The sequence below is a fragment of the Arthrobacter sp. M71 S08 genome, assembly GCF_059089725.1.
Window position 1 is genome coordinate 179307 of the sequence record NZ_JBNHEY010000006.1, and the last position, 13828, is coordinate 193134.

Sequence of the window (13828 nt, forward strand, 5' to 3'; positions counted from 1 at the left end):
AAGCGAACAACGCAGGCTCCGCCAACCGACCGGTTCACTGAAGGAGAACAAACACCCATGACGATCATTGCCGAAGATTTCGAGTTCGTCGTCGGAGTAGACACCCACGCCCGCACACACACATTCACCGCGATCCACAGCACAACCGGGGCGGTGGTCGACACCGCAGCGTTCCCGACCACAGGACCGGGGATGGAACGAGCCCTTGCATGGATCCGGCGACGCACCGGCGGAAAGACCGTCTTCGCTGCCGTGGAGGGAACCTCCTCCTACGGCGCCCGCCTCACCCAGACCCTGCACGCCGCAGGCATCGAAGTAGGCGAGGTGAGGCCGCCCACCCGCTCCTCCCGCGCATTGACCGGCAAGTCTGATCCGATCGATGCAGAAGCCGCTGCCCGCTCCGTCCTCGGCAGGGAACGCGACTACGTCATCACACCACGCGCCGCAGGAAACAGGGCCGCGCTGCGGATACTGCTCGCCTCACGGTCCCTCCTGGACCAACAGCGCACCGCGAACCGGAACGCCCTCACAGCGCTGCTGCGCAGCACAGACCTGGGCATCGACGCCCGCGCATCACTCACAGAAGCGCAGATCACCACGATCGCAGCCTGGCGGAACACCAACACCACGGACGCCGTGGCGCGAATCGCCCGGACTGAAGCGAAACGCCTGGCTCTTGCGGCCAGAGACCTCAGCAACCAGCTCACCGAAAACCACAAAGCACTTGCACAGCTCGCCGAGGAACTCGCCCCAGGACTCCAAACGATCGCAGGAGTCGGGCCCGTAACCGCCGCGATCATCATCTGCGCCTACTCCCACCACGGCCGGATCCGCTCCGAAGCGGCCTTCGCCGCGCTCGGCGGAGTCGCACCACGCCCCGCATCCTCCGGCAACACAACCCGGCACCGGCTCAACCGATCCGGCGACCGCCAACTCAACCGCGCCTTCGACGTCATCGTCCGAACCCGCATGAGCTTCGACCCTCAGACCAAAGACTACGTAACCCGCAGCCGGGCCACCGGAAAAACCAACCGGGAAATCCGCCGCAACCTCAAACGCTACGTCTGCCGCTCCATCTTCCGCCAACTCCAAACCATCATGGCTTGACTAAACCCATAGAAGAGTCATTTTGGGTTGATGTCCCTCGCCAGATACGCGGCCGCCCGCCGCAGGATCTCATTCTCCTGCTCCAATAAACGGTTGCGTTTCTTCAACTCCCGCATCTCCGCCGACTCCGCTACCGCCGGACCCGCACCGGCATCCTTCCGATCAGCGATGGCGATCCAGCGTTTCAACGTCGTAACCGACAGCCCGAAATCCTTCGCTACCTGCGACAGCGGCGCCTCGCCCTTCCGGGCCCCATCAATAACATCCTGGCGGAACTCCGCCCCATAAGGCGTAGGCATGGTCAACATCCTTCCACGAGCACAGCTCGCTAGGTCAAGGAGTCAACAAAAGCCGGGGCAGTCCCGGGAGCTAAAGCATCGGGTTAGTGTGGGAAGCGATTACGAAGCACCCCAATCCGACTCAGAAGATCACGATCTCCGGCGGGAAGCTGATGACTGGCGTAACGGTTTGCTCCCTGGACGGGCATCTTCATGCTCCGCACCGGATCGAGCCTCAGCGGTTTGCCGCATCTTTGCTCGACCTGTGGGACCGGGCCGAGGAACTCACCAAGGCATTGCCGTGCGAGCTGGGGCAGGAGCAAACTGGTCCGTACGTCCGTACGTCCGTACGTCCGAGGAGATCATCATGGATGAGACATCAGGAACGGAAGGTCGGAGCGAGAGCGCCGCTGAAATTTACGATCGGCTCTTCATGCCTTCCCTGGCGGGCCCCTGGGCGGTCCGCCTCGCATCCGCCGCTAAGCTCGCGCCCGGAGACCGGGTGCTCGACGTGGCATGCGGCACCGGAGCTGTCGCCGGAGAGGCCGTGCACCGTGTGCGGCCTGGTGGGTCTGTGTCCGGTCTCGACCGCAGCGCCGAGATGCTCTCGGTAGCCCGGGCCAAGCTGCCGGACCTGGATCTCAGAGAAGGTAACGCAGAAGCACTTCCATTCGAGGATGAGGCATTCGACGCCGTCATCTGTCAGTTCGGTCTGATGTTCTTCGACGACCCCGTCCGGGCCCTGCGCGAGATGCAGCGGATCCTCCGCCCGGGCGGGCGCCTAGCCGTGGCTGTCTGGGACCGGCTGGAGCGAACCCCCGGTTACGCGGCGCTGACCGACCTGGCCGAACGCCATCTCGGTCTTGAGGCCGGCAAGCCCATCCGGGCCGCCTTCGCTCTGGGCGACGTCGATACGGTGCAATCGCTGCTGGAAGAAGCAGGTTTCTCAGCGGTCGAAGTGGAATCGGTCGACGCCCCGGCGATTTTCTCCTCCCTGTCCGACTGGGTGGAAGCGGAGGTTCAGGGCTGGGTCGGCGGCGGCTTCAGCGAGGACGACTACGGCGCACTCTTGGCGGACGCGAACGCAGTGCTGTCGCCGTACCAACGACCCGACGGCGCCGTCGAGTTCTCACTGCCGGCCGTCGTAGGCACGGGCACGAAACCCTGATCCCGAAGGGTGGGCTGGCGGGATCCGCCGCTTGACCAGAGCGCGACCTCTCGTTGTGCAGCGCCCGCTCGAAGATTTTTCCCACGATCGCTCCCTGTGGCACCTGCATAATCTCTCGCAGCAATAATGGGCGTAGGAATGGTCGGGACGCTGGCACCAATCCTCCTCGAAAGGCAGGCCCGGGCTCCCCAGCTGAGGCGCCGCCGCTCCCACTTCTAGTCGGGTCCCAAGGCATCAGTAAGCCCCGGCCGTCATGCTTGGTCCGGGAGCAGCCGCCGGTACGAGGGCGAGTGTCTCCCTTTTGCCGGGCGGGGCCGCCCACCCCCAGGAGCCGCCCCGCCCCGCTCTTCCCAGAACGCCTACTCTTTGCCGACCGGTTCGATCAACTGCGGGCCATCGTTGCGGACGTTGCCGACTGCCTTGTCGACGACGCTGGGGAGCAGATGCGGCTCCGGAATCGCCTCCAGCAGCTGCCGCACCTCGTCCTTGTCCTCCAGCGCCGGGTTGAGCCAGTCGCCGCGGAGATCCGGCGGCACGATAACCGGGGTCCGTTCATGGATGTGCCCGAGCGCGTCGGTTGCCGTCCGTGTGAGGATGGTGGCCGTCGTCAGCCACTTCTGTGGGTCGTCTTCGGACAGCTCCGGGTTCGGCCAGAACTCGTACAGGGCAGCGAAGCCCAGCAGCTCCTTCTCGTCCTCCGAGTGCAGGTAGATCGGCGTCTTCGATCCGTCGTGGTTCTTCAGCCACTCGTAATAGCCGTCGGCCGGCACCAGGCCCCGGCGCTTCACGGCGGCCTTCCGGAACGAGGGTTTCTCGAGGATCGTCTCCGAGCGCGCATTAATCATTTTCGAGCCGATCTTCGGGTCTTTCGACCAAACGGGAACGAGACCCCACCTGGCAGTCTGAAGCCGGCGAGTCAGCTCACCATCCGTGGCCTTCTCCGCGACTATCGGGATGTCCGTCATCGGCGCTACATTCCAGGATCGGCGCAGGTCGACCGGGGCATCCTGGATCTCGAAGGACTTGACCAGGTCGGCCTTGTTTCCGGAAATGACGAAGCCTAAACCGTCACCCCCGGATGCTTGGATCAACTGATCTCAGCAGGATTACTTTGGGCGGATATGGATATGGGAACGATCAAGTGCAAGTCCTGTCGCGGCACATGGACAGTCTCAACACCGAAGACCGAGAAGGTCATCTCGGACAACCACACCTACCTGAATCCCGGCCACCGGACCGTCACCGCCTGGGAGAGTTCGGACCAGGACACTACCGGGTCCTAGGAGATGCGTGAGTGCGCACACGGCGACCGCTCCACTGATGATGAGCTCCCGCCACCGCGCTTCTCACCGGGGGAAATCAGGCACTTCAGTGCAGCCACCATTCCAACAGTCCTGTCATTGACACCTGGGCTATAAGGTGCAAGGATCCGCTCGTGACGGAGAAGGTGCGGACCGGGAGTCCGCGGCTCGTGCGTCGTACCGCGGTGGCGATCGGCGTGCTGATCACCATTGTGCTGGTGTCTGCGACGATTCGGGTGGCGGTCGACTGGCCGAACATCCTCGCGGGAACCACCCCCAGCGACGGCGACTTCGCCGAGCGGTACATCGCTCACCCGTGGCTGGCCTACCTCCACATTGCGCCTGGCCTCGTTTACCTTTTGGGAGTGCCGTTGCAGCTGTCGCGTCGGTTCCGCACCCGGCACTACGACGTGCACCGGCGGTTAGGGCGGGTACTACTCACCTGCGCGCTTGTCTCCGGGTTGTTCGCGCTCCTCTTCGGCGTTCCCTATGCCTGGGGAGGCGCGCCGGAGGCCGTCGCGACGGTGGTGTTCGGCTCCTGGTTTCTTGCTTGCCTTGTCCTCGCGTTCCGGGCCATCCGGCGTCATGACGTACAGCAGCACCGCCGCTGGATGATCCGTGCGTTCGCCGTCAGTATCGGCATCGCCACTATTCGGATCTGGGTGGGAATCTTTGAGGGAATCGAGCAGGAAGTCTCCGGCGGGACAACATCGGGGGCGCCGGAACCGACGATGTTCGGAGTCGCGTTTTGGCTGGCGTTCACGATGCACGTCGCCATCGGAGAGTGGTGGCTGCGCCGCACTCCTGCCCTCAGGGGATGACGGCGCTGAATCGCCAACGGAGGCACCATCTCCAGCACCGTCGTCGTACCGGCTAGCCCTTCCTCTCACAACGAAACGGCCCGGTGAGCGCCGCTCACCGTACCCGTTTTCGCTGTCCCTCCGCCGTCAAGGCGGCTAGTGCACCGCTATCCGACGCGGTTCCCGGGCCACGAACGTCACGAGGGAGCCCCCTGCTCGTGCGCTCGGATCGCTGCGATTACGGGTGCCGAACCCTCCAGCCGGAAAACTTCGATAGGACGGGCCCGAAGGTACGCGTTCTGCCCCTCCATCCAGAGCTTCGCCTGTTCGGGGGTGAAAGCCTTCAACAGGTGGGTTGCTAGATATTCGAGATCGGTGATCCGGCGGGATTCAGCTTGATTCGGTGCGTGCTCACCCTTGTCCCATCGCTTGGAAGATTCCGGGATCACGCCCAGCAGCGCGGCCACTGCGTCGCTACCCAATGCGCTCACCAGACCTATCAGCGCAGGATTCTGCCCTTCCTCAGTCGGCCCTCCTTGAGTCATAACACTGACTATATCGCCCCTCTTCCAGGACATAACCGCGGGTATCACCGCTGGGGCAGCATGGCCTCGGGCAGGTCCTGAGCATCGAAAGCCGGCTACGTCAGCTCAAGGGCATCCCCGTTGAGGGCCAGTTCGCGTCAGTGTTCACCTGGAGTCCGGGGTCACCCTTGGAACCCGGAGCGGGAGAGCCAGCGCTTCGCTGAGCGCCGTGAGTACTTGCGCGGCCCTAATTCAGGGAGACGGCCTCTGTTTCAATCAGCGGGTTTCGCAGCCACCAAGAGGATCCGCTCTGCGGACTCCTGCCCGACGGCATACTCGTCTATGAATGCGTAGATTTACTACCTCACCAAATGTCATCTCCGAACGGGTGCCAACCGGCACTCGCGCCGGCATGCCGCGCCACCAGCTGCACGAAGGGTCTATAGGCGGGTTGGTCCTCGAGCAGGGCGGGAACTGCAGTTGCGATCGTTCCGCCAACGGCGGCGACCCTGCCCATTTCCCTGACGGCACCCGCCGCGTCAGGGAAGAACATTAATGCCATCGGACAAAGGACAGGGTCGAAGTCGGCGTCGGGCGATGGTAGTGCGGCCGCATCGCCCCGCAGCCACGTAATGTCCGGGCGAACGCGCGCCGCCACCGAAAGCATGGCCTCGTTGATGTCCACACCTGTCACGCCGCGGGCCCGACGATCTCCGCAGCACGTCGGGCCGCAACGCCGGTTCCACAGGCCACGTCGAGGACGCGTTGGCCGGGCGCAATCCCGGCTTCTGCCACCAGCAGCTGAGCCCACTCTGCGAAGATGGCCGGCACAAAGCGCTCTTCATATGCCTCAGCCGCGGCAAGTTCGAGTTGAAATGTCTCAGATGCCATCGTTATCGCCCCTCCTGGGAATAGCGGCTATAGATGTAGGATCCGCTCTGCATCGACAGATGCACATGGGTGGTCACAACCTATTTTCGATTCCCAGGCGGACTCTTGTGTCCGTAGTTGGGGGACTGTGGCCGGAACCTTGCTCGAGGTCCCCGGTGGGGCGACTTCGCCGGAGAGGCCGAGGACCTCAAACGCGTACGGGTCCTCGGCGACCTGCTGAGCAAGCTCAGAAACTGGGGCGAAGAGTTGCCGGGTGAAGTTCGACGGTGCCACCCGGCGGCGCCGTATTGAGTTGTTCATAATCATGTTCAGCAACACGTTGCGGCACCACCCGTACTCGACGGCCGCGGCCGCATACCACTGGCGGGCCGGTTCCGTCGTTGAGCCTGTCGATCAGGACCATGATGCAGCCCAGAGCAGTTGTGCAGCCTGCTCCACAACTGGGTGCTGTTTTTCGCAGGTGCAGAGAAAACCCTTATGTACTGCAGGTTGCTGTACCAAAGGCCAGTCATGTCTGAGAACGGGACTTCAGATCATCTGCCAGTTTCCGTACTATCCCAGATTCCCAGCCTTTTGCCGCTCCTGCTGTGCGCGGATCGCGACCGGGTGCCAGTCCAGCTCAATCAACCGTTTAGGGCAAGCATCGGCCGCTTCCCCTCTCTCTGGCGCAGGTCCCAATCTAACTATCTCCGTTTAACTATGCACACGCTTCGCTGCACAGAAAACGGTTAGCGCCCGTCACCTACGTCCCCGAGGCACATGTGGTGCGTGTCTGCTGGATCCGGCTTGCCTCTTGGCGCGTCTTTGGCAGATGTGACGTTGGGGGCGCATACCGTTCGGTTGCGCCCGAGGGCTTTGGCTTGGTACAACGCGGCATCGGCGATGGCGGTCGCCGCAAGAATCCCAACGTGAGGTTCGACGGAGGCGACGCCGTAGCTGGCAGTGGGGAGCGGGAAGTCGAATTGGTGGCTCAGCCGCAACATGTGTCGGCTGACCTGATTGGTGATGGATTCGGCGTGGCGTGCGCACACCCCGGGCAGGAAAAGGATGAATTCCTCCCCGCCGTAGCGGCCGACCAAGTCGGTGGAGCGGACGGTGCTTCTGCACGCGTCAGCGAATGCCCGGAGAGCCTCGTCGCCGGCGTAGTGTCCCCAGGCATCGTTGACGGCCTTGAAATTGTCCAAATCAGCCATGATCAGGGAACCGGCTTTACCGTTGCGTCGCATACGGCGCAATTCCGCGTCGGCCAGATCGAGGAAGCCAGTGCGGTTGAGTACGCCGGTCAGGCCGTCACGAGTGGCCCGGGTCCGGAGCTCCCTGGTCATCTGTTCGGCGCTCACCTCGCTGACGGTGGAGGAGATCACCACCAACACCATCATGGTGATGATTGTGGTGACTTCCGATCCGAAGAAGGTTCTGAAGACGGTTGCGTCTGGGCCGACGGCGATGAACGCGACACAACGGAAGCAGTAGAACATCGCGAGCAGAGCCGTGGTGACGACTAACGGATGTTGGGTACGAGAGTAGCCTGACGGGAGCCGCCACATTTGGGCTGAGGCGAGGGCGAAGGTAATCGTCATGGCCGCGAGAAATACTGGCCCGCCGGACCATTCGTTGCTGGCAGGGGAGTCGAGGGCGGAAACCGCTAGCGTCACGCCCGGCAGGAGGAGAAGCTGTGCGAGCAGCCGTCGGCCGCGCGGGAGATGGGCCCCGGTGCGCAGGGAACAGGCGCCGGCCCAGACGCTGGCGCCTCCAGCGACCAGCAACGCGTTCGCCGATGGGTTGGCCCATACCTGGTGGGCGGTCCCGTCGAGGAGGTACCCAGCCGAGCCGATCATGAAGAACATCAACGCCAGACACCACCAGATGCTGTACGGGGCCCGGCTCCTGCGGAAACTGATCCAGGACAACACCAAAACGGTCAAGGCTACGGCGGCGAAGGCGACCCGTAGTGACGTGGCGTCCATCAGCATACTGGCCTACCGATGGTTCATCAGGGCTGCTGGGATCGGGTAACCGGCCCCGTGTGAGGAACGCATCGGTCTACTTCCAGCGCCGGGCGCGGCCGGTGAGGAACTGGGTGTATCCGATCAGGGACGCCGTTGAGCACAGTGCTTGGTATGCCAGCAGGAACGCGAGGTAACCCAGGTGGTTACGGCGCACAACCAGGCGGAGCGGTTGGAAAACCTTCCGGGCCTGATAGGTGCGCAGAGCGCCGTAAACGAGCAGTGTGATCGGCAGCACTGCAAGCGTCCATGCCGAGACCAGCAGGGGCATGCCCAGAAAGAACAGGACGAGTCCGGGGAGCCAGATGAGCCCGTAACCGATGTCCAGCAACGGGATGAGCAAATCGATGCCGGCAATCCACCTGGATAGGGGGCGCTTCTGCCGCCATGGAGGGACGGCGTGGAGCCCTTCGAACATACCGCGGGCCCAGCGCGCGCGTTGCCGGTAGAAGTGACGCATGCTGGCCGGTGCGTCGGTGAAGGCGGCCGCTGTTGGCTCGTGCAGGACGGCGCTGCCGTCCTGCATCAGCCGCCATGTCAGCACGATGTCTTCACCGATGGCGTCCGGCCAGCCGCCGACCGCCCGGAGACGGTCGGTGCGGTAGACGGAGAACGCTCCCTGGGCGACCAACGTGGACTGATACATGCCCTGCATGCGTTTCACCCCCGCGATCCCGAGATAGTAGTCCCATTCCTGCATTTTGGTCAGGAGATTGGTCCGGGAATTGCGCACCAGCACTGACCCAGCCACAGCCACGGTCCCCTCCGGTCCTGATTCCAATCGGGCGATCAGCCGCTCCAGCGCCTGCCGGTGCAGAGTCGTGTCAGCGTCGACAGTCACCACGTACGGCGTGGTGACATGCAACAGCGCGCAGTTAAGGGCCAAAGACTTGCCGGCCCTAGGTTCGCAGACGACACTCAGCTGCCCACCGACGTCCATGGCGGCTCGACGGGCGCGGGCCACGGTCAGATCCGAGGACCCGTTATCGGCCAGGATGAGCTTCACCATACCGGGATAGGAACTGCGAAGGATTGCGTGGACCGTCTGGGCGATCGTTGACTCCTCGTTGCGGGCGGCGATGATGACTGTCACCGCACCACCGGTATCTACGCCGCGTAGTCCCGGCTGACGATCAAGGAGTAACGACATGCTGAGGAAAGCCACAATGAACCCCGGCAGATAGGCCACCAGAAAAACGAGGACCCACGCTGGGACCGTACCGTTCGTTTCGGCGAGATCGTGTACCCACGGTAGAGAGAGCCAGACAGACGCCGCGACCCACAGGAACGCGAAAATCACTGACAGCATGAACTTCACGGTTACCGAGAGGTAGAGGCGGCGGTGTGCAGGTGGGGGAGGGGGCTGTCTCTGCCCGGATGGCAATGGTGCTGCCGGGCTAGTTTGAGCTGCCGGGCTCACAGTCGGGGCGGGGACAGGAGTGGTATGTGCTGCGGTCCGCCTGATCTCGGTCATCGCCTGCTTCCCGCGTGGGCATGCAGCTTCTCCACGCACGCGCCGTTAGGAGCATTCAGCGCCTTTGCTTCCTGTCCATAGCGAGGCTCGCCTTGCGAGCACTTGGAAAGTCCGACCGCCCATCCGCCTGAACTCGACGCCGGGAAGAACTGGCCACAGCGTGGATCGTCGTCAAAGCAAGCTGACAATGCATGCACGGGTTGCTCCTGTTGGTTCGGAAAGGACGTCCGGCCACGGCACCCGACGCTACTCAGCCGTCTTCATTGGTATCAGTCCTCGTCGCACGGGCCCGTGGCCGCCGTGTCTGATGCCCACGATCCAAGGGATGAGTAGGACCAACTAGGGACAACACCTACTCCGAGAAGCTACCAAGGCGACTCTCCCTTTTGCGCTGTCCTGCGGGAATCTTGGGCAAAACCTTTGCAGCTCATGGAGGAAAGTTGAACCGCGGCCAGCCGTCCGTGCAGGTACGACTGGACGTTCCTTCGGGGGATCCCCTTCGCGCCTCGAATGACGGATTCACATTCGGACGCCGGCATCGGCGGGTTTTCGGGATGGCAACCGATGTGCATCATGGGTTGTCTAGGGGAGGCCACCGTGAGATGGCCAGTGCCGACGTCGGGCTGACCGAGTGGACGTCGATGACTTGGATAGTTTCTTACGCCTTATCCACCGCGTCTTGCGGGGAAGGGGTCACTGGTGAGCAAGGGCGTGAGCCGTAGGTTGAGGATCCAGTGCGGGGAGGCCGCACCGAGGAATTGCTGGGCGGTCCGGCTGGACGCACCTCTGGCGAGCGGGTCCCTCGTCGAGCCTGTCCAGAAGGGTGATGATATGGCCCCACGGCGATTGTCCAGCAGGCTGTTGGACAGATTCTCCCGTCGATGCGCCGGCGGAAGCTCTCCTATATTGCAGGTTGCTCCCAGACAGCCCGGTCATGTCGGGAACTGGGCAGGGAGGTTCCTCCGCGAGCTGACGGACGACTCGCTGCCCAAGAACTGGGTTGAGTTTCCTTTGGTTGAGGCGGGGTGAGCTTGTTTTTGCGCTAGTTTCGAGCATCGCACGCTGGTACTGCTCGAGGATCAAATCCGCAGGGTTGAAACAGTGGGACGCCCATCCGCTTTCAGAGCGCTGTTGCCGAGCGTCCACCGACTATGCAGCCACGATGGCAAGTCATTACCGGAAATCAAGCCTTGTCTATCCTTCCGTGCAAGGCGTTACCTATCGTCTTGCACGTACCTGCGGTCAGGGCACACTGCTAAGGTCGTCGTCGTCGCATGTCAGTGGGTGTATCTCCTGCGTTCGAAGGCTTGGATGACGGTTTGGGCGTGGTCTCTGAGTGTGGTTTGGCGGGAGGCGCCGGCTACCTTGAGCTTCTCGTCGAGTGACTTGCTCTCTTCCAGAAGATCTCGACCGTTCGGAGTAATATCGACGAGTTGGCTTCTTCGGTCGTGCCAGTGACGGGATCGGGTCACGAAACCTTTCCGGGCGAGCACTTCTACCGTTTTGCCCAGCGTTTGAGACTTTATTCTCAGTTCCGCGGCCAGCTCGCTTTGACCGAGTGCTCCGCGGACGGCGAGAACGGACAGGATCGTCAGTCCTGCGTATGTGATTCCGTAGGCGGCCAAATCTTCGTTGTACGCGTTCTCGACGAGGCGTCCAGCGGTGATTATCAGACGCGCGGTGGGCCATTGATCCAGGTTCGACATGGTCGGCGCTTTCGTGTCATGTGCGGGTCGGGGAGGGACGCGTGTCCGGTTGGTTAAGAAGCTTCGGCCGGTGCGGGGAACTGGTTGTACCCCGCACCGGCCGAAGCAGTCATGCTCTCGCTTAGTGGGTGGTGGTGTGGGTCCTGTCGCGGTTGCGGCTCAGGAGGACACCGAGGGCGATCATGCCGATTCCAAGGAACAGGTGTAGCCAGTTATCGGCATCGTTGACCGGTACGAAGTTCGCGGCCGAGTCGTGGTCGATGATGAGGCCGTAGATCCAGAGGATCAGGTAAACCACACCACCGTAGATGAGGTAGCTGCGCGCACCTGAGATGGTCCGTGCCATTGCGAGGCCGGCGGCTCCGAAGAGCAGATGGACGATGTTGTGCAGGACGGAGACCTGGAAGACACCAAGGAGCAGTGCTTCGGAGTTGTGGCCGGCGAAGCTCATCTGGTCGTACTGGCTGGTGATGCCCGGGATAAAGCCCAGTATGCCGACGAGAAGGAACACGGTTCCGACCGCGGTGGCGGCCTTTTGGATGTTCGTCCTCGTTCTATCCCCTGCGGCTGAGTTGTTTGCTGTTGTCATAATCGTTTTCTCCTTGGTGAGACTGAGTAGATCGTGCTGAACCGGGGAGGAACAGCACAGCTTGTGGCACGACCGGCGAGACACAGACCGGATGTGAAGCTTGCTTACTATCCATAAGGTAAGCACCCTTATCAATTTTTGGCAAGAATGTCGGACGCTTGTCCATGTTGTGCGTGTTGTGCGGGACAAAGACCGCGGTCACCATGGGGTCTGCGTCAGCAGATGGAGGGGAAGCAGGAGAGTAGGCTTTCATTCCACGAAGCGGTAGCATCACACCAACCGCACATGGGTACCGAAGATCGAAAAGCCTCATGATACGTATCACTAGGCAGAAACTGTTGCGTTACACCGCCGATGGGTTCCTGGCGGGCCTTGCCTGCCTGGAGGTCGAGAAGTGTGTTCCGGCTCCTGAGGATTTCGATGTCGATTTCGGTAGTGCCTGGCGGCAGTGGTATCCGGCCCAGCCGCCAGGCCTGCTGCCGGTACTCGGGCCGGGCGGTACCCGCCCGCGGCAGCTTCTGTACTGCATCCGGCTCTCGGATTCCCCGTACAGGTTGTGCGATCTGAAGTTGGAACGCGCCCCCCCTGGGTCTGACCCCATGGGAATTCCTTGAAATCCGTGCCGCAGGCATACCGCCTCAGGAGTGGGTGCGCCTTGCCGGCCTGTACCAGCATGCCGTACAGGTACGCCAGAAGGCCGGACCGACTTCAGTTGCGTGAGCCGCAGCCGAGCCCGTTAAGGATCACTTGATGAAGCCCAGCAGGATCCGGCACCCGGTCGCGGCCATGATCCGGGAGACAGCGGGCGAAATCCTCACGATCCTGTGGCATCGGCTCCCATACCGCCAACGTTGTTAGACAAGTCATTAAGAACCTGTCTCGCTCATCCGGATCCGCGGATGTTTGCTGCCCTTAGGCGCTACCGGGGCGCACTATAGGCAATTATCGGCGTTCCCATATCCTCAAGACGCACTATGCACTGGAGGTAGCCATCCCACTTCGGCTCACACACACCCGCCAGGCAGGCATCGGGGTTCAGGAATCTTCGGCGCTGGATGGGCCAACGCCAACGCCAGCGTCGGCGGTGCTCCGGGTTCGAGCGGCACGTTCTCCATCCGCCCATTATTGCGCTGGAACGAAGGAAACCGCTCGAGGCTTCAAATGCTTCTTAGCGCCATGGCGTTTTCCGTAGTCGCCCCCGCATGAGTGATCAAGGTATTCATAGGTTGGATCGCTGACGATGATCATCCGATCCAAACTGCATGGGGGTAGTCATGGAATCTTCTACCAGCGGTTTTTCAAGCAAAGCTATGACCCGACGTCAGTTCTGTACTGCGCTCAGCGGAGGGGTGCTTCTGCTGGTGGCCGGTGGAACAGTCGCCGTCGTTGCACGTAGCGAACACAGTGCCGGGACCACCGCCGTCACTACGTTCGGGACGGTTTCCATTCTTCGCGCTGGACGCTTCGCTCGTTTGGATGCGCAGGGCCGCACCCCGGCGAGCAACCTCATGACGGCCGCATCCCATTTCAGCGGAGAAAGCACGAAACCGTCGCTCCCAGCGGGAGCGCGGTCAGTGATGAGAATCGGTGACAGTCACGGTCACGGCGACTACCTCCAGGACGGAGGCTGGCCGCAGCCGGTCAATCACACCTGGGGCGACGTGCTCGTTCTTGAAGCGGAGATCCGCAATTCAAGCCAAGACCCGATCCTGTTCAGCCCAGCGCAGCTTCAACTGAAGTTGGCGCCATTAGGTACCGCGGTCGTCCCTCAAGATTTCGATCGCGTTCCTGGCAGGCTGGACGTAGATACCGCTGAGCAGGTCCTGATCAGCTACCTCGTGCCGCATCATTCGGCGGATTTCGAGCTCGAGTTCTCCGAGGTCCTGCAGGAAACCCCCCTGCGGATAGCTGTGCCGCCCCTGACCGCTACAGGAGAACTGCTGTGAGCCCGCTGAGCATGCACATCAACGAGGGATTCCTGCCA

At 62.3% G+C, this 13828-nt stretch carries 13 protein-coding genes and 1 pseudogene; 5 read left to right on the forward strand and 9 right to left on the reverse strand.

Annotated elements, in window-relative coordinates; genetic code table 11:
• The first annotated feature begins 57 nt into the window (after window positions 1-57).
• Window positions 58-1107, forward strand: coding sequence for an IS110 family RNA-guided transposase (locus AC5RTB_RS13290; protein WP_494061540.1), 1050 nt, complete (start codon window positions 58-60; stop codon window positions 1105-1107).
• A 20-nt stretch (window positions 1108-1127) separates the two neighbouring features.
• On the opposite strand, the pseudogene AC5RTB_RS13295 reads toward AC5RTB_RS13290, so the two are convergent.
• Window positions 1128-1406: pseudogene (locus tag AC5RTB_RS13295) on the reverse strand (transposase); the annotation flags it as partial.
• A 346-nt stretch (window positions 1407-1752) separates the two neighbouring features.
• On the opposite strand from AC5RTB_RS13295, the gene AC5RTB_RS13300 reads away from it, so the two are divergent.
• Window positions 1753-2553, forward strand: a complete 801-nt coding sequence (locus AC5RTB_RS13300) for a class I SAM-dependent methyltransferase (protein WP_494061541.1) — start codon at window positions 1753-1755, stop codon at window positions 2551-2553.
• Between the two features lie 359 nt (window positions 2554-2912).
• On the opposite strand, the gene AC5RTB_RS13305 is transcribed toward AC5RTB_RS13300, so the two are convergent.
• The gene (locus AC5RTB_RS13305) at window positions 2913-3644 is read right to left on the reverse strand and encodes an SOS response-associated peptidase (protein ID WP_494061542.1); all 732 of its coding nucleotides are present in this window, start codon (window positions 3642-3644) and stop codon (window positions 2913-2915) included.
• Between the two features lie 36 nt (window positions 3645-3680).
• On the opposite strand from AC5RTB_RS13305, the gene AC5RTB_RS13310 reads away from it, so the two are divergent.
• On the forward strand, window positions 3681-3836 hold the full coding sequence (locus AC5RTB_RS13310) for a hypothetical protein (protein WP_494061543.1): 156 nt from the start codon (window positions 3681-3683) through the stop codon (window positions 3834-3836).
• A gap of 152 nt (window positions 3837-3988) precedes the next feature.
• On the forward strand, window positions 3989-4675 hold the full coding sequence (locus tag AC5RTB_RS13315; protein ID WP_494061544.1) for a DUF2306 domain-containing protein: 687 nt from the start codon (window positions 3989-3991) through the stop codon (window positions 4673-4675).
• A gap of 176 nt (window positions 4676-4851) precedes the next feature.
• Here the strand turns inward: AC5RTB_RS13315 and AC5RTB_RS13320 are convergent, their stop codons facing one another.
• The 7 genes from AC5RTB_RS13320 to AC5RTB_RS13350 all read right to left on the reverse strand — a co-directional run bounded on the left by AC5RTB_RS13320 (window position 4852) and on the right by AC5RTB_RS13350 (window position 11844).
• A complete protein-coding gene (locus AC5RTB_RS13320) occupies window positions 4852-5199 on the reverse strand; it encodes a hypothetical protein (protein ID WP_494061545.1) in 348 nt (115 codons plus the stop codon).
• A 343-nt stretch (window positions 5200-5542) separates the two neighbouring features.
• The gene (locus tag AC5RTB_RS13325; RefSeq protein WP_494061546.1) at window positions 5543-5872 is read right to left on the reverse strand and encodes a class I SAM-dependent methyltransferase; all 330 of its coding nucleotides are present in this window, start codon (window positions 5870-5872) and stop codon (window positions 5543-5545) included.
• Window positions 5869-6069, reverse strand: coding sequence for a hypothetical protein (locus tag AC5RTB_RS13330; protein ID WP_494061547.1), 201 nt, complete (start codon window positions 6067-6069; stop codon window positions 5869-5871). Before AC5RTB_RS13330 ends, AC5RTB_RS13325 begins: the two co-directional genes overlap by 4 nt.
• Window positions 6070-6797: 728 nt before the next feature.
• Window positions 6798-8036 carry a GGDEF domain-containing protein gene (locus tag AC5RTB_RS13335; protein ID WP_494061548.1) on the reverse strand — a complete coding sequence of 413 codons (1239 nt, stop codon included), beginning with the start codon at window positions 8034-8036 and terminating at the stop codon, window positions 6798-6800.
• 76 nt (window positions 8037-8112) lie between these two features.
• A complete protein-coding gene (locus AC5RTB_RS13340; RefSeq protein WP_494061549.1) occupies window positions 8113-9384 on the reverse strand; it encodes a glycosyltransferase family 2 protein in 1272 nt (423 codons plus the stop codon).
• A 1442-nt stretch (window positions 9385-10826) separates the two neighbouring features.
• The gene (locus AC5RTB_RS13345) at window positions 10827-11255 is read right to left on the reverse strand and encodes a MarR family winged helix-turn-helix transcriptional regulator (RefSeq protein WP_494061550.1); all 429 of its coding nucleotides are present in this window, start codon (window positions 11253-11255) and stop codon (window positions 10827-10829) included.
• Window positions 11256-11376: 121 nt separating this feature from the next.
• Entirely contained in the window at window positions 11377-11844 is a 468-nt protein-coding gene (locus AC5RTB_RS13350; protein ID WP_494061551.1) for a DUF4383 domain-containing protein, read from the reverse strand.
• Between the two features lie 1310 nt (window positions 11845-13154).
• On the opposite strand from AC5RTB_RS13350, the gene AC5RTB_RS13355 reads away from it, so the two are divergent.
• Window positions 13155-13790, forward strand: a complete 636-nt coding sequence (locus AC5RTB_RS13355) for a hypothetical protein (protein WP_494061552.1) — start codon at window positions 13155-13157, stop codon at window positions 13788-13790.
• Window positions 13791-13828 lie beyond the last annotated feature (38 nt).

Bases quoted from the DNA above. Each gene is read 5' to 3' on its own strand.
- AC5RTB_RS13290 (WP_494061540.1), top strand. From the start codon at position 58: ATGACGATCATTGCCGAAGATTTCGAGTTCGTCGTCGGAGTAGACACC.
- AC5RTB_RS13300 (WP_494061541.1), top strand. From the start codon at position 1,753: ATGGATGAGACATCAGGAACGGAAGGTCGGAGCGAGAGCGCCGCTGAA.
- AC5RTB_RS13310 (WP_494061543.1), top strand. From the start codon at position 3,681: ATGGGAACGATCAAGTGCAAGTCCTGTCGCGGCACATGGACAGTCTCA.
- AC5RTB_RS13320 (WP_494061545.1), bottom strand. From the start codon at position 5,199: ATGACTCAAGGAGGGCCGACTGAGGAAGGGCAGAATCCTGCGCTGATA.
- AC5RTB_RS13330 (WP_494061547.1), bottom strand. From the start codon at position 6,069: ATGGCATCTGAGACATTTCAACTCGAACTTGCCGCGGCTGAGGCATAT.
- AC5RTB_RS13335 (WP_494061548.1), bottom strand. From the start codon at position 8,036: ATGGACGCCACGTCACTACGGGTCGCCTTCGCCGCCGTAGCCTTGACC.
- AC5RTB_RS13340 (WP_494061549.1), bottom strand. From the start codon at position 9,384: ATGCTGTCAGTGATTTTCGCGTTCCTGTGGGTCGCGGCGTCTGTCTGG.
- AC5RTB_RS13345 (WP_494061550.1), bottom strand. From the start codon at position 11,255: ATGTCGAACCTGGATCAATGGCCCACCGCGCGTCTGATAATCACCGCT.
- AC5RTB_RS13350 (WP_494061551.1), bottom strand. From the start codon at position 11,844: ATGACAACAGCAAACAACTCAGCCGCAGGGGATAGAACGAGGACGAAC.
- AC5RTB_RS13355 (WP_494061552.1), top strand. From the start codon at position 13,155: ATGACCCGACGTCAGTTCTGTACTGCGCTCAGCGGAGGGGTGCTTCTG.